Below are 23,116 nucleotides of genomic sequence, written 5' to 3' on the forward strand. Positions count from 1 at the left end.
TCGACTCTCGCACTCAACCCACGCGGCGCGCGGCCTTGGCGTCGTCCGAGCGCAGCAGCTGGATCTGTTCCAGATATCGCTGGTCGAGGCCGGTGACGTATTCGCCGGAGAAACACGACGTGTCGAACTGCTGCAGCGCCTCGTTGCCATCCTGCACGGCCCAGATCAGGTCTTTCAGATCCTGATAGATCAGCCAGTCGGCGCCGAGGGTTTTCTCCACTTCCTTTTCGGAATGACCGGCAGCGACGAGCTCGGAGGTCGAAGGCATGTCGATGCCGTAGACATTGGGATAGCGTACCGGCGGCGCTGCCGATGCGAAGTAGACATTCTTTGCGCCGGCATCGCGCGCCATCTGGATGATCTGCTTCGACGTGGTACCACGCACGATGGAATCATCCACCAGCAACACGTTTTTCTTGCGGAATTCCAGATCGATGGCGTTGAGCTTGCGGCGCACCGATTTCACCCGCTCGCCCTGCCCCGGCATGATGAAGGTGCGGCCGATATAACGGTTCTTGACGAAGCCCTCGCGGAACGGCACGCCAAGCGCGCCGGCCAAGGCGCTGGCCGCAGTGCGTGCCGTATCGGGGATCGGAATCACCGCGTCGATGCCGTGGTCGGGGCGCTCGCGCATGATTTTTTCGGCGAGCTTTTCACCCATGCGCAGACGCGCCTTGTAGACCGAGACATCCTCGATCATCGAATCGGGTCGCGCGAGATACACGTATTCAAAAATGCACGGCGTATGCAGCGCGCCGTCGGCACAGTGGCGGCTATACAGCTTGCCCTGGTCGGTGATGATCACTGCCTCGCCCGGCGCGATGTCGCGCACGCGCCGGAAACCGAGCACGTCGAACGCGACCGACTCGGATGCTACGGCGTACTCGGTGCCTTCCGGCGTCACGCGTTCGCCCAGCACCAGCGGACGGATACCGTGCGGATCGCGAAATGCGATCAAGCCGTAGCCGAGCACGAGCGCCACACATGCGTAACCACCGCTGGCGCGCGCGTGCACGCCGGCGACCGCCTTGAAGATGTGATCCGGCGTCAATTCCATCCGGTCCTGGATCTGCAGCTCGTGCGCGAGCACGTTCAACAGCACTTCGGAGTCCGAATCGGTATTGATGTGGCGGCGATCGTCCTCGAACATTTCCCGGCGCAGCACGTCGGTGTTGACCAGATTGCCGTTGTGCGCGAAGGCGATGCCGTAAGGCGAATTAACGTAGAACGGCTGGGCTTCGGCCGAGCCTTCCGAGCCGGCCGTCGGATAGCGGCAGTGGCCGATGCCGATGCGTCCGCGCAGGCTGCTCATCGATGCTTCGCCGAACACGTCCCGCACCAGACCATTGCCCTTGTGCAGGCGCAAGCGCGAGCCATCCACCGTCGCGATGCCGGCAGCGTCCTGGCCGCGATGCTGCAGCACCGTCAACCCGTCATAGAGCGCCGACGCCACCTCAGTGGTACCGACAATGCCGATGATTCCGCACATGGTGGCAGCCTGCTTTCAGTGAGTGGAGTTTGGATTCGGTGCGCTGGTCGCAGGCGCCGGCCGGAATGGATGGGTGCCCGGGAATGCCGGCAATGACGACGAGCCCGAGATGGGGACGTGCGGCAGCTTGGACAAGTCAGGCAGGTGCTTGAGCATGTCCGACGGATGGATCTTGTCGAGCATGGCCTGCGGATGCAGATTGTCGCGCACGCTGGCTGGCACGCTCGCCGGAATGACCTGGCCAAGCCACGCCGCCACGCCCTGGAACTGCGGCACCATCGCCGACTGCTGCCACCACGGCTCGCGCGTCATGCCGGTCAAGCCCATCATGAAAACCAGCGCCGCGACGATCAGTACGCCGCGCAGAAATCCGAACACCATGCCGAACAGACGATCGATGCCCGACAGGCCGCTGCTCCACAGCAATCGCCGCATGACGAAGCGGATCACCGCGCCCACGATAAGCACGACCACGAAGCAGACGCCGTAGCCAACCGTCTCGCGCAACATCGGCATGTGGATGGTGTTTTCCAGATGCGCCGATACCACCGGGCCGAACGTCCAGGTAAACCAGAACGCGACCACCCAGATCACCAGCGACAGCAGTTCGGCAACCAGTCCACGAAACAGACCGATCAATACCGACAAAGTCAGTACGCCGAGAATGACGCCGTCGGTCCAGTTCACTCACTCACTCCGGTTCGTGGGCTGGCGCGTGGAATTCAAGGCATCGAAACGACGTTGCCGTCGATGCCCAGCTTGGACTTGATCTGATCGTGCACGCGTAGCGCATCGCCACGCTGCGTCTGCGGACCGGCGCGCACGCGCCAAAGTTTCTTGCCGCCGGATTGCACCGAATCGACGAACCCGTCGAACCCGTTCGCGCGCAACTTGTCGCGCAATGCGGTCGCATCGCCCTGGCTGCTCATCGCCGCCAGCTGTACGGCCCATCCACCAGCACGTTTGGTGGCGGCCGTTGTGTTGCGCGCGGATGGCGCCGCGGCGGCGTCATCGTCATGGCTGGCATCCTGCTCCAACCTTGCCGGCGCACCGGGAATCGACTGGGTGATTTTCAGACGCGCCGCTTCAGCCGCCGTGCGCGTGGCGAACGGTCCGGCCATCACCAGCGTCCGCGACTGGCCGGCCTGGTTGATCGCGCGACTGCTCACCGGATAACCCAGCGCGTGTACGCGACGTTCGAGATTCGCGGCACCAGCAGCGCTGGCATACGCACTGAGGTTCAAGCTGTAGTTACCGTGCGCCGCAGGCGCTGGCGTTTCTGCCGCGCTCACTGGCGCCGACACCGGCTTCGATGCCACAGGCGCAACCGATGTCGGCCTCGGCTTCGGCTTGATGACGGGCGTACTCGCCGCCAGCGTGTTCTGCATCGGAATCACCGGCTGCGCCAGCGTGGTACCGGTGGCTGTGGTGACCGTCGTCGGTTGCGGCGGCTTGCCGGCATTCGGATCGGTTTCCACATCGCGCGGACGATTTGAACCGATATCCACCGTGGCCAGGCGACCGGCGGCTCCGGGAATCACCGCCGTCGTCGTTGATGTGGCCACTGCGGGCGATGTCACCGTGGCATCGGGTGCCAGGCTCATGGTCTTGGTCTGGAGATCGCCATCGGGTGCCGGCGGGATGACAAGGCTCACCGACTGATCGCCACCCGGGGCCGGCGGTTTGCCGGAAAAGAACATCGGTACGAACACCACCGCCAAGGCGATCAGGACGGCGGCACCAAGCAGGCGTGTTTTCAAGACTTCGCTCCAGACGTCAAACGCGGCATGTAACAGCGTGATTATACCTGCCTGCGTCCGGTGGCATGGCGAACCTCGTTTGTTTCCGCTCCGCGACGTTCAGGCGGCGCGTTCGGCGAGCACTGCGCCCGCCACGAAAAACGAGCCGAACGCGAGGATGCGTTCGCCGGGCCGTGCCATTTCGCGTGCCGCAGCCAAGGCGCGCGGTACATCCGGATAGATGTCGAACGATGCGCGCGGCAACGTCTGTTCGAGAATGCCGGCCAGCGTCTGCGCATTCATGCCGCGCGGCGTGACGCGCTCCAGGCCGGCGAGGTGCCAGTGGGCGATGCGTCCATCCAGCGCACTCAGCACACCGGCGACATCCTTGTCGATCAGCGCGCCATAGACTGCATGCACGCGAGCCTCGGGCTGCAGATCGAGCCACTCGGCCAGCGCGCGCGCGGCCTGCGGGTTGTGGCCCACATCCACGGTCAACGACGGATCGCCGCCAAGCGATTGCAATCGCGCCGGCACGCGAACATCCCACAGGCCGGACCGCACGGCGGCGAAAAAATTCTTCGGCAGCATCGCCTCGTCATCCGTGAACAGCGCATGCAATGCGGCGATCGCTGCAGCGGCGTTGCAAAACTGCACCGGTGCGGCCAGCACCGGGTCGGGCAATTCCATCGCGGTACCGTCGCGATGTTGCCAGCGCCAGCCAGTGGCGTGGCGCTCGGTGCGGAAATGTTTGCCGTAGCGTTCGACATCGGCACCGAGCTTGTCCAGCGCATCGATCAAACCTGCGGGTGGATCGAGTTCGCCAACGATGACCGTGCGACCCGCACGCGCGATGCCTGCCTTCTCGCGACCGATGCTGTCGCGATCCGGGCCGAGCCAGTCCATGTGATCAAGATCGACGGTGGTGACGATGGCGACATCCGCATCGACGATGTTGACCGCGTCCAGGCGCCCGCCGAGACCGACTTCCAGGATGGCGAGGTCGAGACTCGCGCGCGAGAAAAGGTCCAGCGCCGCGAGTGCGCCGAATTCGAAATAGGTCAGTGGAACAGCGTCATCCGCATCGGCGCCGCGCGCCGCCTCGATCCTTTCGAACGATGCGATCAGCGACGCATCGTCGGCATCGTGTCCGTCGATGCGCACGCGTTCGTTGTAACGCATCAGATGCGGCGACGTGAAACTGCCCACGCGCAATCCGGCGGCACCTGCCATCGCTTCGAGCAGCGCGACGGTGGAACCCTTGCCGTTGGTGCCACCAACGGTGATCACGCGCTTGCCCGGACTCGGCGCGCCCATGCGGTGCCATACCTGGCGCACACGATCGAGCCCCAGCTCGATGCTGTGCACGTTGACGCGTTCCTGATACGCCAGCCATTCGGCGAGAGTGCGGGCCATGCATAGACTTCGTGCGGGGAATGATCGGCATCCGTCGCTCGTCGCGCGAATGAACAAGCCACGAAGTTTAAAGCATCGACTCAGTCGAAAGGATGGATGCCGCTGTAGTGCAGCGCCATGTACATGCCGAAGCATGTCCAGAACATTTTCTTCAGCGCCTTGCCAGCGAGCAATGCCACAAGCAGGCCGATCAGCAATGGCATGTATTTCTCAAGCGTGCTGCGAGTGTCGTTGACGACGTTCATGGTGTTCTCCTGCACGCACCGATGTGGTTGCGCGGCGGTTGGAATCGTTGGACGACTAGCGGCTCAGCCATTCAGCAGCAGGCTGGCGTGCACCGACCAGAAGAGGCCGAACGCGATCGAAGCCGTGGCGAACGCCACCAGCAACGGCGGGATGTATTTGTCGAGCAGCGAATATTTGAGGAACGAGTTCATGGGATTCTCCAGCACCACCAAGGTGCGCAGAGATGATCCGTCGATCGCCATCGCCGAATCAGAAGCAGTCGTCAGCGATCGACGATGACAACCGTCACCACGGCTCGATCAGGCGGCTTCGTCGCTCAACGCGCGAAGGATCGGACAGTGTTCCGGCGCGCCGTGGCCGGGACAGGATTCCACCAGTTGCACGAGTCCGTCGCGCACGCGCTGCAATTCGCCGATGCGCGTATCGATGGCAGCCACTCGTTGCTCGACGCGCTTCTTCACAGCTTTCACTCCGCGATGGCGGTCGGTGGACAGGGCCAGCAGTTCGCGGATTTCCTCCAGCGTGAAACCCATGTCCTTCGCGCGCCGGATGAAACGCAACTGCGTGATGGCGCCTTCGCCATACGTTCGATACCCCGAGGCGCGACGTTGCGGCTCGGGCAGCAGGCCTTCGCGTTCGTAATAGCGAATGGTGTCGATGGCAACGCCGACGCGCTTGGCGACGATACCGATGGTGAGTGCGATGTTTTCGGAGGTCATCGTGCAAGTCTAGACCATGAGTCCAGACTCGTGAATTCATTCGTGGTGCGGTTCGCTACCGAACGCCTGCGCGTCGCAGCAGCTTGCCGAGCAGCTCTTCGCATTCCTTGATGCGCAGCATCCAGGTCACCGCGAAATAGATCACGCCGTACACGCCGAGCACATAGATGGCGGTGGGGATCGGACCGTACGCGGGCGTCACGTATTCCACCGCGCACGCCAGCACAGCGGCGACGCATGCGGCAACCCACAACCGGACCATGATGCCCATCGACACACCGGTCGGCTTGAGCAGGCGATTCATCTTGCTGCGCAAGAGATGGAACTCGATCCAGCCTGCCACGCCGGCCGATGCGGTAAGACCTGCCGCACCCCACTTCGGATCGACACCCAACCAACCCGGCAGCAGCAGTGCGCTGGCCAGACCCAGTGCAGCGGTAACCGCAAGTCGCACCAGCGCAAAGCGCAGCGGAGTTCGCGTGTCGCGCATGGCGTAATAGGTTGAGGCGTATAGACGTCCGGACGTCGAAGCCAGCAAACCGATACCCGAGCCGGCGAGGATCGCCCAGACGTAACGCGAATCGTGGCTGGTGAACTGACCGGATTGATACAACGCCGCCACGATCACATTGCCGAGCGCGAGAAACGCCATCGCCGATGGGATGATGAAGAACGCAATGCGCTCCAGTCCATCGTTCAAACGCGCCGACAATTTGTCCTTCGTATCACCATCGAGCCCTTCGCCCACCATGCGCGACAGCGTCGGCAGCTCGGAAGCCGAAATGGCCATGCCGAACAGGCTCACCGGCAGCATGTTGACCGACGCTGCCGTGGTGATCGCCGCCATCGCGCCGCTGCCGAGCAAGGTGGAAATCGCCTGATCGACGAAGGCACTGATCTGCACCACGCCGCGACCCACCGCCACCGACATGAAGCTGCCGCCGACCTGTTGCACGTGCGCGTTGCGCCAGTCCAGACGCAGTGGCATGTGCGGCACCAGTTTCAGCACCGAAGGCAGCTGCACCAGAAATTGCAGCAGGCAGCCGAGCACCGTGCCCCACGCCAGATACACGATCAACCGTTCCTGCGGCAGGTTGCGGAAGACCAGCAGCGTCGCGATCATCGAGAGGTTCCACACCACCGGCGCCGCGTACGAAAGAAAAAACTTGTGATGACTGTTGAGGATACCCAGGCACCATGCCGACCACACCAGAATGCCGGTGCCGGGAAACAGAATCCGCACGATCAGGATCGTCAGCTCGCGTTTGTCGCCCGTATAACCCGGCGCAATGATCCACAACAGCCATGGCGTCGCCACCACGCCGATCGCCACGATGATCGAAATGCCGACCGCGAGAATCGCCGCGATCGCGCCCGCGAGTTTGCCCGCATCTTCCTGTCGCTCCTGCGCCAGCAAGCGCGCATACACCGGAATGAACGACGCGGAGAGCACGCCTTCGCCAAACAGGTTTTGCAAAAAATTCGGCACGCGCAGCGCCGAACTGAAAACGTCGGCGATGTCTGAAAGCCCGAAGTAATGCGAAAACACACGCTGCCGCACGAGCCCGAAAATTCGGCTGCACAGGATGCCTGCCCCTACCAGCACCGCATGTCGTCGACCCGCTTCGGCCATGACTTTCCCGGAATTTCAAAACGCGTAGCCTAGCATTGCGCCCAGGCGTTACCTGCGGCACAGCGATGCGCCAGGCGTGGCGAAAAAGTGTTTCTTCAATCGCACCTGCGTAACGCGAGTGCTCGCTAGCTCAGCCCGTCGACACGATCCGCGTAAAACGCCAGATAACCTTCGATCTGCTTCACCGCGTCGAACGGGTGCTCGTACGTCCACACGGCGTTGATCGAACGCTCGCCGCCGAACGTGATGCTGTAGTACGCGCAATCGCCCTTGTACGGGCAATAGGTCGCATGGTCCGTTCGCTGAAGCAGCGACATGTCGACGTCCTTGCGCGGGATGTATTGCACGGCCGGATAGCTGGCCTCCTGCAAAATCAGCGCATCGGTCGTGTCGGCAATCACGCGCCCTTCGATCGACACGGTGACGCGTGCCGGATTGCGCTTGATCGTGATCGGATGATCGGGGCCGGGAGTTTTCGTGGGTCGTGCGCTCATGGGTCGATTCTCATGTTGTTGATAAAGCGGAACTCAGGACGCTGCATCTTCCGCCGCGACGAAGCCGCCGGTCTGGCGTTTCCACAATCGCGCATACAGGCCTTCATGTGCGATGAGTTCGGCGTGCGTGCCGGTTTCGACGACCTGGCCCTTGTCCAGCACGACCAGCCGATCCATTCGCGCAATGGTGGACAGGCGGTGCGCGATGGCGATCACCGTCTTGCCCTGCATCAAAATATCGAGGCTGTCCTGGATCGCCGCTTCAGCCTCGGAGTCCAGCGCCGAGGTGGCTTCGTCGAGCACCAGGATCGGCGCATCCTTCAGCAGCACGCGGGCAATGGCGATGCGCTGGCGCTGGCCACCGGAGAGTTTCACGCCACGCTCGCCGACCAATGCCTCGTATCCAAGGCGACCTTCACCATCGATCAGCTGCGGAATGAATTCGTCGGCGCGCGCCTTGCGCACGGCTTCGAGGATCTGCGCCTCGCTGGCATCCGGTCGTCCGTACAGGAGGTTGTCGCGAATCGATCGGTGCAACAGCGACGTGTCCTGCGTCACCACGCCGATCTGCGCGCGCAGGCTTTCCTGCGTGACGTTGGCGATGTCCTGTCCGTCGATCAGGATGCGTCCACCTTCGAGGTCGTACAGCCGCAACAGCACATTGACCAGCGTCGACTTGCCTGCGCCCGACGGCCCGACCACGCCAATCTTTTCGCCCGCGCGCACAGCCAGATCGAGCCCGGCGATCACGCCGCCTTGCTTGCCGTAGTGAAAGTGGATGTGCTCGAAGCGCACGGAACCGTTGGTCACTTCCAGCGGTGGCGCGCCTTCGTTGTCCTGCACGATGCGCGGCTGCGAGATGGTGGTGATGCCGTCCTGCACGGTACCGACGTTTTCGAAGATGCCGTTGACCACCCACATGATCCAGCCGGACATGTTGTTGATGCGGATCACCAGCCCGGTCGACAGCGCGATCGCGCCCACCGTCACCTTGCCCTGGCTCCACAGCAGGATTGCCAGCGCCGAGGTGCCAACGATGAGGAAGCCGTTGAGCGTGGTGATGGTCGCATCCATGCCGGTGGTGAGCCGCGTCATGCGACGCAGTTTTTCGGTCTGCTCCTGCATCGCTTCGGCGACGTACGCTTCCTCGCGCTGCGTGTGCGCGAACAGTTTCAGCGTCAGCACATTGCTGTAGCCATCGACGATGCGACCCATCATTTTCGAGCGCGCCTCGGACGAATGCCACGAGCGCTCCTTGATGCGCGGGATGAAGTACGCCAGCGATCCGACATACAGAAACAGCCACGCCACCAGCGGTGCGGCGAGCCATACATCCGCCTGCGCGAACATCACGATGGCGCTGCCGGTGTAAATAGTGACGTACCAGATCGCGTCGACGATCTGCACCGCCGATTCGCGCAGCGAACTGCCGGTCAGCATGATGCGGTTGGCAATACGCCCGGCGTAATCGTTCTGGAAGAAACCCAGGCTCTGCCGAATCACGTAGCGATGGTTCTGCCACCGGATGCGGTTGGTCAGGCTCGGCACGATCGCCTGGTTCACCAGCAGATCGTGCACACCGATGGCGATCGGCCGGATCACCAGCGCGACGAAACCCATCCACATCAACGTGCGTCCATGCTGGCGGAAAAAATCCGCCACCGGCACGCCCTTGGTCATGTCGACGATGCTGCCGATGAAGCCGAACAGCGACACCTCGACGATCGCCACCACGAAGCCGACCACGATCGCCACGGCAAACACGCCCCATACCTGGCGCAGATAAAACGCGTAGAAGCGCAACACGGATTTCGGCGGCATGCCGTCGACCGGTTCCTTGAACGCATCAATGAGGGATTCGAACCAGCGAAAAATCATGCAGAGTCACTTGTGTTGAACGTCAGTAGATAGGTGCTGCGAAGACGGTCCGCAAGGTTTGCGCTTGACCGTCTCTCCACCTGCATCAGGGCAAATTGTTTCGGCCAGGACCGCAGCATCGGCGCAGCACATGCTGCCAGCATCATGCCGCAGGTGGTCGTTCATGCGGAGAAATCATGACGTCGAAAAGTCACTCCCCGACTGGTACCCATCGCGCCGCTTCGCTCAGCTGGGCCATCTTCGTCACCAGCCTGGGCTTCGTGGTGGTGCAACTGGATGTCTCCATCGTCAATGTCGCGTTGCCCGCCATCAGCAGCGCGCTGCACACCGGCGTGGGCGGCATGCAGTGGGTGGTCGACATGTACACGCTGGCGTTCGCCGCGTGCCTGTTGTCGGCTGGCGCCATCGGCGACCGCATTGGAGCGCGGCGGGGATTCGTGATCGGCACCGCCGTGTTCACGCTGGCCTCGATGGGCTGCGGCTTCGCGCCGAATCTCGCATCGCTGATCGCCGCCCGCGCCGTGCAGGGCATCGGCGCTGCCTTGCTGATGCCCTGCTCGCTTGCGTTGCTCAACCATGCGTGTCGCGACGATGCACCCGCACGTGCCAAAGCCGTGGGCCTTTGGACCGCCGCTGGTGGCGTGGCGTTGTCGGCAGGTCCGGTGATCGGCGGTCTGTTGCTGCATCCCTTCGGCTGGCGCAGCATTTTTCTGGTGAACCTGCCGATCGGCGTGCTCGCCATCTGGCTGGCGTTGCGGCGTACCGAAGAAACCGACACGCAGGAGAAACAGCAATTCGATATCGCCGGGTTGTTGCTCGCGGTGATCGCACTGCTCGCTGGCACCGCTGCCGTGATCGAATCAGGTTCGCGCGGCTGGCAATCGCCGGTCGTGTGGATCGGCCTGGCGATTTCCGTGATCGGGCTGGTGGTATTCGTCGTAGTGGAATCGCGGCAACGTGCGCCGATGTTGCCGCTGAAATTTTTCAGCGACCTCAGCTTCAACGTGGCGACGGGGGTGGGACTGGTGGTGAATTTCGCGCTGTACGGAACGATCTTCGTGCTCAGCCTATATTTCCAGCACGTGCGACACGAATCGCCGATCGACGCCGGGCTCGCGTTTCTGCCTTTCATGCTGGCGATCATCGTCGCGAACGTCGTCGGTGGGCGGCTGGCCGCAAGCTTCGGTCCGCGCTGGCCGATGACAGCAGGACTGGCAATCGGCACGATCGGCTTCGCCTGCCTAGGCCACGTCGGCGCGCAGACGGGTTTCGTTGATCTCAACTGGCGGCTGGTGCTGGTGTCGCTGGGCATCGGCCTGGCGGCGCCACCGATGACGGCCGCACTGCTGTCGCGCGTGCCGCGCGCTCAATCCGGCGTGGCATCCGGCGTGCTCAACACGGTGCGTCAGGCCGCGGGAGCGATTGGCGTGGCCGTGTTCGGCACGCTGGCGGCCAGCGATATCGTCGGCGGCATGCGCGCCGCATTCGTGACATCGGCGGTGTTGCTGCTGCTCATTGCATGCCTCGCCGCAGTGGGCATGCGCCAGGCGAAGACGCCTCGACATTCGTGAACGCCAGCCGCGTCGCGGCGACGGATCGATTGACCCACCGCAGCCGCGCTCCGATCATGCCCGGATGCCCAACCTTCGACGTTCTCTCCCGCTGCGCTGCCTGTTCGCCCTTGTACTCGCCCTGTGCAGCATCGCCGTCCACGCACAGGACACGCCGGATGCAAACACGCCCGCGGTCGTACTCACGCCGGCGCAGACGTTGGTGCAGTTGCGCGCGCAGCTCGACAACATCAAGGCCGCGGTCGATGCGAGGAAGCCCGATGCGCCGCTGAACGACCTGCGCGGCAATGCGCTGACGGTGCAGCAGGACGCCGAACAGGTCGTGTCCACGCTGTCGCCACAGTCGGCCAGCCTGCAGGCGCGTGTCGATGTGCTCGGCCCGGCGCCCGTGAAAGGCGGGCCGCCCGAATCGGCGCAGCTGGCGGCGCAACGGCGGCAATTGGGCAAGGCGAAAAACGATATCGACGGGCAGATCAAGCAGGCGAATTCGCTGGGCACCGAAGCAGCGCAACTGGCGACGCACGTGGCCGAACTTCGCCGCGACCAGTTCCAGACCGCGCTCGCCTCACGCACCGCGACGCCTTTCAGCCGCGCGTTCTGGTCCGATCCGGTCAAGGCGTTTCCCGACGACATGGGGCGCATCCGACAGCTCGGCAGCAACGCGCTGGATGCCATTCGCCAAGCGTGGCAGCCACCGAACCGCCTGCCGTTCGTGATCTGCCTGTTGCTGGCAGCGGCGTTGCTCGCGGTGGGACGCCGGCTGATCGAAAAGATGCTGGGCCGCCTGACCATCGACCGCCTGCCTGCCGGACATCTGCGGCGCAGTGCGCTGGCGTTCGCGGTGACGCTGGCTTATACGCTGGCGATCGGGCTCGCCGCGCAATTCATGCACATGGCGGTGAACTGGAACGATCTGCTCGACGACGATCTCGAAACACTCGCGCATCGCTTCGTCCGGCTAGTGACGTTTGCAGCGTTCATGGCCGGGCTCGGCCGCGCGATGCTTTCGTGCGGCCGTCCGTCGTGGCGATTGCCGGGGCTGTCCGACGCCACTGCGGAAAAGCTGCGCGCATTTCCAGTGCTGCTGGCACTCGGCGCGCTGGCGATTGGCGTGGTTGAAACCGTCAGCAGCACGGTGGGCGCGAGCCTTGCGACGACGGTACTGACACGCGCCGTTCTCGCGGTGCTTATCGGCGTGCTGATCGGCAGCGTGCTGTTACGGCTCGGACAATCGCGACGCGTCACGCTCGCCGCCGGTGAAACGCCGACGCAGCGACCGGTGTGGATCGGGCTGGTGATCGGCGCTGCCTTCATCTGCGTGGCGATGACCTTCCTCGGCGTGGCGTCGGGCTACATCGCGTTCGCGTTCTTCATCGCGCGACAGATGCTGTGGTTCGGCGTAGTGCTCACCGCGCTCTATCTGATGATGCACCTGGTCGACGACATCTTCGACACGGTGTTCGCACCCAAGGGCCACACCGGCCTGCGCATGCAGAACAGTTTCGGCGTGTCCTCCAATGCGCTGGAACAGACCGGTACGGTATTGTCGGGCGCGGCGCGCGCGATGCTGGTGATCCTTGCCGTGGCGATCGTGCTGACGCCGTTCGGGGCGGGCCCGCAGGAGTTGATCGAACGAGTCAGCAACACGCTGTCGAGCGCATCGCTTGGCAAGTTGAACATTCGCGCGACCGATATTTTCAGCGCTCTGCTGGTCTTCGTGGTCGGTTTGTTCATCGTGCGTGTCATCAAGCGCTGGCTGAGCGAACAACTTCTGCCAAAAACCGCGCTCGATCCGGGCATGCAGAACTCCATGGTCACCCTGCTGGGTTACGTCGGTGGCGTGCTGGTTTTCGGAGTCGCCCTGGCAGACATCGGCGTGGATCTGCAAAGCATCGCGTGGATGGCCAGCGCGTTGTCGGTCGGTATCGGTTTCGGACTACAGGCGATCGTGCAGAACTTCATTTCCGGACTGATACTGCTGGCCGAGCGGCCGGTAAAAGTGGGCGACTGGGTCAGCATTGGCGGCGTCGAGGGCGACATCCGCCGCATCAATGTGCGCGCCACCGAAATCCAGATGAGCGACCGTTCGACCATGATCGTGCCGAACTCGCAGTTCATCACCTCCAACGTGCGCAACGTGACGCTGGCCAATGCGCAGGGCCGCGTGAGCATCAAGCTCGCGATGCCGCTGGATACCGACGCAAGCAAGGCGCGGGAAATCCTGCTCGATGTGCTGCGCGGCCATCCGGGTACGCTCGCGATACCTGCGCCGGCCGTCACGCTGGAGAACCTCGATGCGGGGTCGATGACCTTTGCCTGCGTCGGCTATGTCAACAGCCCGCGCGACGTCGGCAACGTGAAGAGCGACGTGCTTTTCGAAATGCTGCAACGCCTGCGAGCGGCCAAACTGCCGATGACCAGTCCGCAAAGCATGGTGGTACGCACGCTGCCGGCCGCAGCCGAAGGCTCGGACGACCGCGATTGATTGCAGAGCGAGCCAGTCCACACGCAGCGATGCGAGCCACGATCCGCGCGCCGTCGAGCGCGATAGCGAGTTCCCGATAAGCAGAAGGCCGGCGCAAAGGCCGGCCTTCCGATGCAAGCTTTCGATCTTTCGCTTACGGCGTACACGCCTTGCCATGCTCGCCATGGTTACCCTTGGCCTTGGCATCGGCTTCGGTCATGTATTCGCCCTGCTTGGTCTTGCCGTACCACTTGTCGCTCGGGCAGTGGTAGACCTTGCTTTTGTCATTGACCCAGACCATGCCCGGGCCACCGCCCGGTGCAGCAGTCGCCGCCGGCGCCGGCATCTTGCGATTGCTCTTCATGGCGGTGCCGGATGCGGGTGCCGCTGCCGCAGCAGGTGCCGCGGCAGGAGCAGCAGCCGGCGCTGGTGCCGCCGCCGGTGCGGCAGCGGCGGCTGCACCAGCTGCGGCGTACCACTCCTTCACACCCTTGTGTCCCTTGCACGAACCACGCTTCGCGGCGGCACTGGTATAGCTGCCGTCCTTGCACTGGCCGGTCGAACCGGCCGGCGCAGCAGCCTGCTGAGCATGAACTGCCGAACCGGCGAACAGACCCATGACGACCACGGCGATCAAAACTGATGATTTCATTTCAGACTCCCTCCAAGTGAATTCGCAGCGTTGCAAGCAGGATCGTTGTATCGACCATGCACACTGCTGCGTCTTTTCAGCCCATGCCGATCGTTTCGCCGAAGCAGAAAATCTGACCAGGTTCACGGACGCCCCAAGCATCTGCGACAGCAGCGGCCTGCCCGGCGACTATGCCGCAAAATCATGACGGCGCGATGCTCCGGACCTGTAGCGTTTAACTGGCAGACGGCCGCCACGCAGAAACTTGCGAAGCGCCGCGCCATCGAGCGCTCAGGGTTTCAACGCGGCCGCTTTCAGCGACGAATGCGGACGCGCCTGCGCATACATCTCCCAACTGATCTGCTTGAGCAGCCCTTGCCGATCGTCGCCGATCTTGTACAGGTCGAAGTGCGTGCGATCCGGAATGAAGGTAACGCTCGCCTTGGCATGCAGGCCATCGAGCACCGCCTTCAGGCGATGCGCAGCGCCGTCGAGATAGAACGTATCCGCTGTACCGACATACACGTGGATCTTGCCGTCAAGGTCCGGTTTAAGCTGCGGCCAGTCGCGTTGCAAGCGGTTGGCGATGTCGTAGTGGTCACGCCAATAACCCACCACATCGGCATCGACCGCCCCGGTGTCGCGATCGAACATGGGCGTCGGGCTGCCGCTTTTCGCGCGCGGTGAAAACACCCACTCGAACGAGGCCATCTGGCCACCGTACGGACCGAGCACACGCTCGAGCCTGGCGAAGCTTTCGAAGGTACCGAGCACCTTGCCGTGATCGCGCACCAGCGGATAGGCCGAGCCATCGGCCTTGCGATAGACATTCGCGTTCGGCGCATACAGATCGACGCCGGTGAAATCATGGAAGTCGCTCGGGTCGGGCGATGTCGACCACGTGCCGCCGAACACTTTCGGATAGCGCGTCTGCAACCACAGCGTGGCCCAGCCGCCGGACGAATGACCGTTGAGGAAACGGCCGCCGACCTTGCCGTCCATGCGAAACGTTTTTTCCAGTTGCGGAATCAATTCGGTGGTGAGCGCCTGACCCCACGGACCATTATTCACCGAGTCGGCGAACTCGTGGGTGCCAGTCGCGCTGGATTCGTCGAGGAACACCCAGATCATCGGCGGCATGTCCTTGCTGCTCATCGCCGCGTAAACGCTCACGAGCGAGCCGGTCGCGCGATCGTTGTTGCCGCCGTAACCCTGCGTGTAATACACCGTGGGATAACGCGCGGATGACTTCGCGTCGTAGCCCGGCGGCGTGAGCACCCAGCCGCGCATCACGATCGGCCGACCCCAGAACGCGCTCAACGACGGGCTGGTGAAGTTGACCAGCGTCGCGTGCTGGCGTGCTTCCGGCGCAGCCTTGCGCGCGGCGTCCGATGTCGATGCACGCATCGCCCACGGATCGCTGGCGGGCAACATCCTGTTCAAGGTCAGGGTCGGAATGCTCGTCGTCGGCAGGTGGATTTTCACCACCGCGCTGACCAGATCGCCGGCGCCGCGACCGGTGTAGTTGTAGGTGTGATCGACGTCGAGCACGGCCTGGATATCGTAGTCACCCGGCGGCAATTGCGAATAACCGGCGGGAAAGGCGAGCTCATCCGCGTCGATATCGACCACCTGCCCCGGCGTCCATCGAGTCACTTCACGCGCGGCGACGCTGGTGTCGCTGGCGCGGAACGGGTTGGCATCCACTTCTTCGACCGTGCTGCTTTTCCCCTGCGAATCTTCCTTGGCGGCGGCTTCGGCCACCTTCGCGTCAGTGGCGAACAGCAGCAATCGACCGGAGGTCGGTTCCGCCGAAGGTTCACCCAGCTGCACGTGGAAAAACCGGTGCGTGGGAACCGCATCGGTACGCGCCTGCACCACGCCCGCGCACAGCGCGAGGCCCAACATCGCAACAACGGCATGACGAGACTGCATGAAGGTTCTCCGTCCACGAACTGCGGAGCTTGCGTGAACCGAAGGCGTTGCTCCCCTTGCGCCTTCGGTGGCGAGCCGGAGAGTTTCCGGCACGCCGTTTGGGAATCAGTTCGTCGAATCTGCGGCCGCCTGCACCGGCACGAGTCGCAGATCCTGAAAATCAAAACTGAAATCCGTCAATGGCGAAATCGGCTCCATCCGCGCGCCGGTGATATGGCCGTCCATATCCAACGTGAAGGTGAGGAATGCATCGGCGTTGAGTGCTCGGTCATCCCAGCGCACGGTAAAGGTATCGTGCTGCCACGGCGTCATGCTGCCAACCAGCTGCGCCGTCTTGCTGAAGCGCAGGCGCAGCTTGCCGTTTTCGTTGCTGACGATGACGTCGCCATACCAAGGGTCACGATAGGTGCCGACGTAGGTCGCCAGCGGCAACGATGGTTTGCTCGTCTTGTCGCGTGCGGACTGGTGCTTGGCAAAGCTGTCGTCCGCATGCGCCTCACCTTTCTTCACCGCCTTGGCGTAGACGGCGACCCAATCGGTTTTCTGCGAGGGATTGAGGTACGCATCCAGCGCGCGATACGTCACCGCATTGAACGCCGCGCCGGATTCCGCATTGGTCAGCACCACCACGCCGAGGTGCAGTTCGGGCACCAGCGTCACGCGCGAGACCATGCCGGGCCAGCCGCCGGTGTGCCACACCAGCCGCTGGTTGCGATAGTCGGAAAGAAACCAGCTTTCGCCGTAGCCGTAGAAGTGCGGCATCAACGGCGCGAGTTCGGGAATCGGCGGCTTGCCGATGTCGATCGGCGTGAGCATCGACCACATCTGCTGCTGGCTGTCGGCGCTGAACAATCGTTGCGGCTTGCCGTCCTTGTCTGCGTTCGGCAGCACGCCCGTGGCGAGTTGCACGTTCATCCACTTGGCCAGATCGTGCACGCTGGCGTAGATACCGCCGGCGCCGGGATCGTTGAGCCATGCCATCGGCGGCACGGTTTCGAGATTACTGAAATTGGCCTTGGCGTGGCCCGTCGCGACATCCATGCCCGGCTTCAGATAGGTCTTGTCGATCAGCGATTCATCCATGCCCACCGGCTGGAAAATATGCGTGCGCACGTAATCGGCGTAGCTCTGACCCGACGCCTGTTCGATCACCAGCGTCGCCACCGCGAACAAGATGTTGTCGTACGCGTAGCCGCTGCGAAAGCCATTCTTGATCGGTACGTCGCGCAGTCGCTCGACTACTTCCTTCGTGGTGTACGACGTCGGCGGCCAGTAAAGAAGATCGCCCGCGCCCAGCGAAAGCCCGCTGCGATGCGCGAGCAGGTCGCGGATGCGCATCTCGTGCGTCACGTACGGATCGGACATGCGAAACCACGGCAAATGATCGATCACGCGATCGTCCATCTTCAGCTTGCCGGCCTCGGCAAGCTGCTGCAGCGACGCGGCGGTGAATGCCTTGGTGTTCGATGCGATCGCGAACAGCGTGTGCGCATCGACGGCATCGGGCTTGTCGATTTCGCGCAGGCCGAAACCCTGCTCCATCACCACCTTGCCGTCCTTGACGATCGCCACCGCGATGCCCGGCACGTCGAAGGCCTTGCGTGCGCTGTCGACGTACGCACCGAAATCCTGCAGTTGATCGGGCAGCATCGGCCGCACCGTGTCATGCGTGCTGACCGGTGGCGGCGAGCTCACGGACGATGGCGATTGCCCGCAGGCCGCAGTGGCGAACACGAACAGTGCGCAGCAACCCGCAAGGCGCGGGGACAGGTTTCGCAAGGGCATCGTCGACTCCACAGGCATCGAGGTGCCCAACTATCCCGGCAAACCGCCGCCAAGGCCAGCGCCAGGAGTCATGGCCCTGGCGAGGGGCTTGTCATCTCGAACGTATGTCATTCGACCGATGGCGTGCGCGATCTATCACCAACGTGGAATAGCACGGCGTATTTTCCTGCTCTACAACACGTGCAACTTGCGAAAGCATCGTCGCCTTCGCGTCCGCCGGATTATCTGCATCGTCTGTCGATGCCGATGTCCGTCGCAACCAGAGGAGTGCATGACGTGATCAGGTTCATCCCCGTTTTTGTTCTGTTCGCGTCGACGCTGCTCTCGTCGACCGCTGCCCTCGCCTCACCGCAGGTCCACACGGCTATGCCCATCACGACGGTGAAAGCCGCCGGTGTGACGCAGGTAACGACCAAAAAACCGGTGAAGACGATCGGGCCGATCCACATCAAGCCGATCAACGGCGTGATGGATCCGGATAACGGTCCCGTCGGCTTTGCGCATCCGGAAGAAATCACTGCGCCGTACGGATTGCAGATCGGCGGCCCGACGGCGGTCGTGCACACCTCCACCACGCCTTCGACCGGCGTGCTCGCCGTGCACAACCCATCCGTGGTGTTCGATTTTCCGATCACGATGGATATAGACGGCTATATCAACGGCGGCCTCCACTTCGCGTACAAGGCGATCGGCTGGAGCGGCCATCTGTATACGGAAGTCTGCCTGACCGGCGCGCAGGCGCAGGCCTGGGCTGGCGCCAAGCAGACCCAGCCCGGCAGCGGCATGTGCAATTCGGTGGACGATCTGGTCAATGACGTGGAAGTGCCGCGCAACTGGTATCAGGTGGCCGACACGTTCGCCGACGTGTACGTCGTGCAAAATTCAGGCTTCATCTACATACCGACCAAGGTGCCGCTGAACGCGCAGCAGATTTCCGCGCCGGTGCGTTTCCATGCAGTCGGTTACACGCTGGATTATCCGCAGAACCACACCGGCCCGAACCTCAGCATCACCACCTGCCCGAACGCGGAGTGCAGCACCTCGGCCAACCTCTATACCGACCCGTTCAAGCTGGTGGTGCTGCCCGCGGCGCTGGTCCAGTTGAAAGTGCTGCCGGAGACACTGCTGTATCTGCCGCCGGGCAACGGCAGCAAGGCCAACCTCAAGGTGACCGATACGTTCGCCACCACCATCACGGCCGGTGCGGTCAGCCAGATCGACAACACCAACGCGCAGGACGACTGGACCGAACACACCTTCGACACCAGCGGCACGCTGGATATCGCCAAGATCGACAACGGCAGCTACGACAGTTCCACCGACACCAAGTGGGATCGCAAGACCAGCCTGAAAAGCGGCCAGGCGTATGAGCACGACATTCAGGGCCTGCATCAGGTGCAAACCATCCTCACCCAGGGCGTCAACGCTGGCGCTGCGAACATTCCCGGGGCGGCGAGCACGTTTGCCAACGAACCGTTCTGGAGTGATTTCGTCATCGTGCTGGTCCATCCGCAACTGGCCGTGTGGGATTTCTACGGCAAGATTTCCAGCCAGCTGATCGCCGCGAGCAGCGCCAGCGGCATGCCGAACGACTATGCGATCTACGTCAGCCAGCTCGACGAATGCGCGAAGAAAACAGGCCAGTACGTCAACGGTTTCACCTTCATCACGGCCAGCGAACAGCCGGAAACATTGACGTCGGACGAATGCCGCGCGCTCGCCCAGCTCGATCCGTTCTACAGCCGCGGCGGCCAGTCGGCGGACCTCACCGGACGCGCGCAGCTGATGGTTGCGGATCGCCAGTACGGCGTATCGGGTAGCGGCCCGCAAGGCACGACATCCAACCTCGACATCCAGCAGATTGTCAGCAACTCGCAGGCGATCACCGACCAGAACACCGAAACCTATGCATCCACCGTCGAGGATGTGGTCGCCACCACGCAGAGCACCGGCATCACGCTCGGCGGCAACACGGGGCCGGTCATCCCGATCATCAACATCGGCCTCAAACAGTCCGAAACCTTGAAGAAAGGCAACACCCAGGACACCACCAACACGATGACGCTGACCTACAAGAACTCCACCGCGACGACGTACCGCCAGGACGTGATGGTCGAGGGATCGATCGCCGACAGTGTGTATCGCGGTTACGTGCCGACGGTGGAGGTCTATCAGGACGACGTGTTCGGCAGCCTGATGTTCCGCGACCCGGATGCGCCGTGCTCGCCGATGCCGCAATGCCGGATCATGGCGCCGATCGGGCCGACGAAGATGCTGGCTCACACCCGTTAGTCGTTGTGCCCGCACACCGTTCGCGATGGCCTGAAGCGTCGCGCGAACGGTGTGCTTACCTTGACCCGACATGCACCGTGTTGCTCGTAAGTTGCGCTCCTGGCGATCACTTCGGGAGACATTCGTGACGAAGAAAACGCAATCGGCATCCGACGATCTGTTCGCTCCGAAGACCGAAGGCGATCGCCATGTCCGCATCGGCATCGGCGGTTGGACGTACGCGCCGTGGCGCGCCAACTTCTATCCCGAGGGGCTGGTGCAGCGACGCGAACTCGAATACGCAAGCGCGCATCTGCGCACCATCGAAATCAACGGCACCTATTACGGCGCACAGAAGCCGGCGACATATGCGAAGTGGGCAAGCGAAACTCCCGCGGGTTTCATTTTTTCACTGAAGGCGCCGCGCTACGTGGTCGAGAGTCGCAAGCTTGCCGAAGCCAGCAAAGGCATCGACGGTTTCGTGCGTGGCGGCCTGAGTGAAATGGGCGACCGGCTTGGGCCGATCCTCTGGCAACTGGCGCCGTCACGAAAGTTCGACGCCGACGACATCGCCGGATTCCTCGAACACCTGCCGCACGAACTTGACGGCCGACCGTTGCGCCACGTGATCGAAGTGCGCAATCCCAGTTTCATGTGCCAGGAATACGTCGTGCTGGCGCGCAGCCGCAACGTGCCCACCGTATTCACTGACTCGCCCGACTATCCTTCAATGGCCGACATCACGGGGGATTTCGTTTATGCGCGGTTGATGCGCAGCGCCGATGAAATCGCCACCGGCTACAAGGCAAAGGAGCTCGATGCCTGGTCGAAACGGGCGAGCGAATGGGCTGCAGGCAAGGACATCGACGAATTGCCGCACGCCACGTCGGCAACAGCAAGAACGAAAACGCGCGATGTCTTCATCTATTTCATCAGCGCCGCCAAGCATCGCAATCCGGCGGCGGCGATGGCTCTGCAATCAAGGGTCGATGACACGTCACACGGTTGACGGACGGCTTACCAAGCGTGCGTGCGCGCATTAAGCTGACCGTTCCCCGCCACGCCAGCCACGACCCATGCGCCGACCTCATTCCCTGTTGCTGCTGATCGTGGTAGCTGTTGTCGTGTTCTTCTGGCAACGCCACGCGCCCGGCATCGTTGCGTCTCCGGCGAGCAGCGCTCCGGGCTCGGCCACAGCGCGCGGCGACGACAGCGTGACCTTGCCGTCGTTCCTGCCGCCCGAAGCGCGCACCACGCTGGATGCCATCGCGCGTGGTGGTCCGTTCGAACATCGCCAGGATGGCGTTGTGTTCGGCAACTACGAACACCTGCTGCCCGAGCAGCCTCGCGGCTACTACCACGAGTACACGGTGGAAACACCCGGCGCGGACACACGCGGCACGCGGCGCATCATCACCGGCGGAACGCCGCCCACCGTCTGGTACTACACCGACGACCACTACCGCAGCTTTCGCCGCGTTGAGCGTCCCCGGTGACTCGCGGATCGATGAATCGCGAGTTTGATCTCGACCTCACCCGGCCGACGCAGAGCGGTGTTTATTTCGTAAGCGTGGACGACCTGGATCGGCTTGCCCGGATCGCCACGCGCGACGAGTTGCATGTGTGTCGCACCGACCTGGCTGGCTGTTTCAGCAAGGACGATTTGTTGCACCGCCTGGCAGAGTCGCTGCAGTTGCCGGCTGACTTTGGCCACAACTGGGATGCGCTGGCCGACAGCCTGCGCGATCTCGATCGCATGCCGGCATGGGGGCGCGTGCTGTTGTTCGAACATGCCGATGACCTGCGGCACGCCGCCGAGGCGGATTTCGATGTGCTGCTCGGCATCCTCGACGACGCCGCCACATTCGGCACCGAACACGACGTACCGTGGTTCGCCTTCCTCTCGTTGCCCGACGGCGCGTTCGACGAGCGGCACATGCAAGACTGAAATCCTGCCATCCTTCGCACCCCTGCAACGCGGAACACCCATGCAAACAATCGATTTCGAACTCGAAGGCGACTATGTCGAACTCAACATGCTGCTCAAGCTGAGCGGACTGTGCGACAGCGGCGGCGCCGGCAAGAAACTCGTGGCCGGCGGCACCGTATCGGTCGATGGCGCCGTCGAGTTGCGCAAGACGCACAAGGTGCGCGCAGGCCAAATCGTGCAGCTCGGCGACGTCGAGATACGCGTACTGGCCGAACAGGAATAGACGGCCATACAGCCGATCATCATCTGGCTGCGAGTGTTCTTCGGCGCGACGGCGACGGTTATGGCGCGGCTGCATCGCTTGCGTTGCGTCGACAAATATCGAGATTGCGATCGATCGCTTCGCGGCCATCATCAAATGCGACGCGTACATCGCGCAGACATCCGCCTTCGCTCGGTCGCGTCGTGATCGTCATGCTTTCGCCGCGTTCCAACCGCACCGGCTTATGAAGCTCATCAAGCGCCTTTCTGAAAACCGCACCGCCAGCGGGCGCAACAGCGACGGTTATGATCGTGCGGGCACTCGCATTGACGACGTCGAAACGATAGACGGTCTCGGCACAGGTGACGCTCGACGCGATAAGCGTGGCGGCGAAAAAAAGAGTGCATCGCATGGAAATCTCCCGATAGTGAAAACATGGGCAAGCCGCTCCCCCGGCGTCACGCGGATACCGTTTTCCTGGATTGAGTAATGCCGTTACGAATGCGCCGGTGGCGCACCGGTCTGGTTGTCGCGCTTCAAATTCGTCAGGCCACGAACACGCACCGCAACGACCTGCATGTCGTATCAATGCTCATCGATTCCGATGACATCGTGGTGAGCCAGCCGTCTGCGCCGACTCTGCAGGAATAGAT

21 protein-coding genes are annotated in these 23,116 nt (G+C 62.9%); 7 read left to right on the forward strand and 14 right to left on the reverse strand.

Features of this window, described 5'->3' with window-relative positions:
- Window positions 1-13 precede the first annotated feature (13 nt).
- From purF to GSQ73_RS14595, 10 genes are all read right to left on the reverse strand, one after another.
- The gene (gene purF, locus GSQ73_RS14560) at window positions 14-1,489 is read right to left on the reverse strand and encodes an amidophosphoribosyltransferase (protein ID WP_158885209.1); all 1,476 of its coding nucleotides are present in this window, start codon (window positions 1,487-1,489) and stop codon (window positions 14-16) included.
- Between the two features lie 15 nt (window positions 1,490-1,504).
- A complete protein-coding gene (locus tag GSQ73_RS14565) occupies window positions 1,505-2,176 on the reverse strand; it encodes a CvpA family protein (RefSeq protein WP_158885212.1) in 672 nt (223 codons plus the stop codon).
- Window positions 2,177-2,211: 35 nt separating this feature from the next.
- Complete coding sequence (locus GSQ73_RS14570) at window positions 2,212-3,249, reverse strand: SPOR domain-containing protein (RefSeq protein WP_158885214.1); 1,038 nt, start codon at window positions 3,247-3,249, stop codon at window positions 2,212-2,214.
- Between the two features lie 99 nt (window positions 3,250-3,348).
- Window positions 3,349-4,644, reverse strand: coding sequence for a bifunctional tetrahydrofolate synthase/dihydrofolate synthase (gene folC / locus GSQ73_RS14575; protein WP_158885216.1), 1,296 nt, complete (start codon window positions 4,642-4,644; stop codon window positions 3,349-3,351).
- An 80-nt stretch (window positions 4,645-4,724) separates the two neighbouring features.
- Window positions 4,725-4,889: a hypothetical protein gene (locus GSQ73_RS17875; RefSeq protein WP_174236107.1), complete on the reverse strand. Its 165-nt coding sequence runs from the start codon at window positions 4,887-4,889 to the stop codon at window positions 4,725-4,727.
- 63 nt (window positions 4,890-4,952) lie between these two features.
- Entirely contained in the window at window positions 4,953-5,081 is a 129-nt protein-coding gene (locus GSQ73_RS18120) for a hypothetical protein (RefSeq protein WP_256371888.1), read from the reverse strand.
- 108 nt (window positions 5,082-5,189) lie between these two features.
- A complete protein-coding gene (locus GSQ73_RS14580) occupies window positions 5,190-5,609 on the reverse strand; it encodes a MerR family DNA-binding protein (RefSeq protein WP_158885218.1) in 420 nt (139 codons plus the stop codon).
- 55 nt (window positions 5,610-5,664) lie between these two features.
- Entirely contained in the window at window positions 5,665-7,242 is a 1,578-nt protein-coding gene (gene murJ / locus GSQ73_RS14585; RefSeq protein WP_174236108.1) for a murein biosynthesis integral membrane protein MurJ, read from the reverse strand.
- 125 nt (window positions 7,243-7,367) lie between these two features.
- Window positions 7,368-7,736 (reverse strand): DUF427 domain-containing protein, encoded by a 369-nt coding sequence (locus tag GSQ73_RS14590; RefSeq protein ID WP_158885220.1) that lies wholly within the window; start codon window positions 7,734-7,736, stop codon window positions 7,368-7,370.
- 33 nt (window positions 7,737-7,769) lie between these two features.
- Window positions 7,770-9,611: an ABC transporter ATP-binding protein gene (locus GSQ73_RS14595; RefSeq protein ID WP_174236127.1), complete on the reverse strand. Its 1,842-nt coding sequence runs from the start codon at window positions 9,609-9,611 to the stop codon at window positions 7,770-7,772.
- A gap of 179 nt (window positions 9,612-9,790) precedes the next feature.
- Here GSQ73_RS14595 and GSQ73_RS14600 point away from each other — a divergent pair, with 179 nt between their 5' ends.
- The gene (locus GSQ73_RS14600) at window positions 9,791-11,185 is read left to right on the forward strand and encodes an MFS transporter (RefSeq protein ID WP_158885224.1); all 1,395 of its coding nucleotides are present in this window, start codon (window positions 9,791-9,793) and stop codon (window positions 11,183-11,185) included.
- A 64-nt stretch (window positions 11,186-11,249) separates the two neighbouring features.
- Entirely contained in the window at window positions 11,250-13,670 is a 2,421-nt protein-coding gene (locus GSQ73_RS14605; RefSeq protein ID WP_158885226.1) for a DUF3772 domain-containing protein, read from the forward strand.
- Between the two features lie 133 nt (window positions 13,671-13,803).
- Here the strand turns inward: GSQ73_RS14605 and GSQ73_RS14610 are convergent, their stop codons facing one another.
- The 3 genes from GSQ73_RS14610 to GSQ73_RS14620 all read right to left on the reverse strand — a co-directional run bounded on the left by GSQ73_RS14610 (window position 13,804) and on the right by GSQ73_RS14620 (window position 18,000).
- The gene (locus GSQ73_RS14610) at window positions 13,804-14,301 is read right to left on the reverse strand and encodes a DUF3761 domain-containing protein (RefSeq protein ID WP_158885228.1); all 498 of its coding nucleotides are present in this window, start codon (window positions 14,299-14,301) and stop codon (window positions 13,804-13,806) included.
- A 270-nt stretch (window positions 14,302-14,571) separates the two neighbouring features.
- Complete coding sequence (locus GSQ73_RS14615) at window positions 14,572-16,215, reverse strand: alpha/beta hydrolase-fold protein (RefSeq protein ID WP_158885230.1); 1,644 nt, start codon at window positions 16,213-16,215, stop codon at window positions 14,572-14,574.
- A gap of 105 nt (window positions 16,216-16,320) precedes the next feature.
- Complete coding sequence (locus GSQ73_RS14620; RefSeq protein WP_158885232.1) at window positions 16,321-18,000, reverse strand: serine hydrolase; 1,680 nt, start codon at window positions 17,998-18,000, stop codon at window positions 16,321-16,323.
- Window positions 18,001-18,276: 276 nt separating this feature from the next.
- On the opposite strand from GSQ73_RS14620, the gene GSQ73_RS14625 reads away from it, so the two are divergent.
- The 5 genes from GSQ73_RS14625 to GSQ73_RS14645 all read left to right on the forward strand — a co-directional run bounded on the left by GSQ73_RS14625 (window position 18,277) and on the right by GSQ73_RS14645 (window position 22,484).
- Window positions 18,277-20,292 carry a hypothetical protein gene (locus GSQ73_RS14625; protein WP_158885234.1) on the forward strand — a complete coding sequence of 672 codons (2,016 nt, stop codon included), beginning with the start codon at window positions 18,277-18,279 and terminating at the stop codon, window positions 20,290-20,292.
- Between the two features lie 157 nt (window positions 20,293-20,449).
- The gene (locus GSQ73_RS14630) at window positions 20,450-21,280 is read left to right on the forward strand and encodes a DUF72 domain-containing protein (RefSeq protein ID WP_254063459.1); all 831 of its coding nucleotides are present in this window, start codon (window positions 20,450-20,452) and stop codon (window positions 21,278-21,280) included.
- 67 nt (window positions 21,281-21,347) lie between these two features.
- Window positions 21,348-21,767: a ribonuclease domain-containing protein gene (locus GSQ73_RS14635; protein WP_158885238.1), complete on the forward strand. Its 420-nt coding sequence runs from the start codon at window positions 21,348-21,350 to the stop codon at window positions 21,765-21,767.
- Between the two features lie 11 nt (window positions 21,768-21,778).
- On the forward strand, window positions 21,779-22,219 hold the full coding sequence (locus GSQ73_RS14640) for a barstar family protein (protein ID WP_158885240.1): 441 nt from the start codon (window positions 21,779-21,781) through the stop codon (window positions 22,217-22,219).
- Between the two features lie 40 nt (window positions 22,220-22,259).
- The gene (locus GSQ73_RS14645) at window positions 22,260-22,484 is read left to right on the forward strand and encodes an RNA-binding S4 domain-containing protein (protein ID WP_158885242.1); all 225 of its coding nucleotides are present in this window, start codon (window positions 22,260-22,262) and stop codon (window positions 22,482-22,484) included.
- A 58-nt stretch (window positions 22,485-22,542) separates the two neighbouring features.
- Here the strand turns inward: GSQ73_RS14645 and GSQ73_RS14650 are convergent, their stop codons facing one another.
- Complete coding sequence (locus GSQ73_RS14650) at window positions 22,543-23,052, reverse strand: hypothetical protein (protein ID WP_158885265.1); 510 nt, start codon at window positions 23,050-23,052, stop codon at window positions 22,543-22,545.
- Window positions 23,053-23,116: the final 64 nt, after the last annotated feature.

It is taken from the genome of Rhodanobacter sp. L36, from assembly GCF_009765755.1.
Taxonomy (GTDB): domain Bacteria; phylum Pseudomonadota; class Gammaproteobacteria; order Xanthomonadales; family Rhodanobacteraceae; genus Rhodanobacter.

Bases quoted from the DNA above. Each gene is read 5' to 3' on its own strand.
- GSQ73_RS14600 (WP_158885224.1), top strand. From the start codon at position 9,791: ATGACGTCGAAAAGTCACTCCCCGACTGGTACCCATCGCGCCGCTTCG.
- GSQ73_RS14590 (WP_158885220.1), bottom strand. From the start codon at position 7,736: ATGAGCGCACGACCCACGAAAACTCCCGGCCCCGATCATCCGATCACG.
- GSQ73_RS14615 (WP_158885230.1), bottom strand. From the start codon at position 16,215: ATGCAGTCTCGTCATGCCGTTGTTGCGATGTTGGGCCTCGCGCTGTGC.
- GSQ73_RS14635 (WP_158885238.1), top strand. From the start codon at position 21,348: ATGCGCCGACCTCATTCCCTGTTGCTGCTGATCGTGGTAGCTGTTGTC.
- purF (WP_158885209.1), bottom strand. From the start codon at position 1,489: ATGTGCGGAATCATCGGCATTGTCGGTACCACTGAGGTGGCGTCGGCG.
- murJ (WP_174236108.1), bottom strand. From the start codon at position 7,242: ATGGCCGAAGCGGGTCGACGACATGCGGTGCTGGTAGGGGCAGGCATC.
- GSQ73_RS14605 (WP_158885226.1), top strand. From the start codon at position 11,250: ATGCCCAACCTTCGACGTTCTCTCCCGCTGCGCTGCCTGTTCGCCCTT.
- GSQ73_RS14645 (WP_158885242.1), top strand. From the start codon at position 22,260: ATGCAAACAATCGATTTCGAACTCGAAGGCGACTATGTCGAACTCAAC.
- GSQ73_RS14610 (WP_158885228.1), bottom strand. From the start codon at position 14,301: ATGAAATCATCAGTTTTGATCGCCGTGGTCGTCATGGGTCTGTTCGCC.
- GSQ73_RS17875 (WP_174236107.1), bottom strand. From the start codon at position 4,889: ATGAACGTCGTCAACGACACTCGCAGCACGCTTGAGAAATACATGCCA.
- GSQ73_RS14580 (WP_158885218.1), bottom strand. From the start codon at position 5,609: ATGACCTCCGAAAACATCGCACTCACCATCGGTATCGTCGCCAAGCGC.
- folC (WP_158885216.1), bottom strand. From the start codon at position 4,644: ATGGCCCGCACTCTCGCCGAATGGCTGGCGTATCAGGAACGCGTCAAC.
- GSQ73_RS14640 (WP_158885240.1), top strand. From the start codon at position 21,779: ATGAATCGCGAGTTTGATCTCGACCTCACCCGGCCGACGCAGAGCGGT.
- GSQ73_RS18120 (WP_256371888.1), bottom strand. From the start codon at position 5,081: ATGAACTCGTTCCTCAAATATTCGCTGCTCGACAAATACATCCCGCCG.
- GSQ73_RS14620 (WP_158885232.1), bottom strand. From the start codon at position 18,000: ATGCCCTTGCGAAACCTGTCCCCGCGCCTTGCGGGTTGCTGCGCACTG.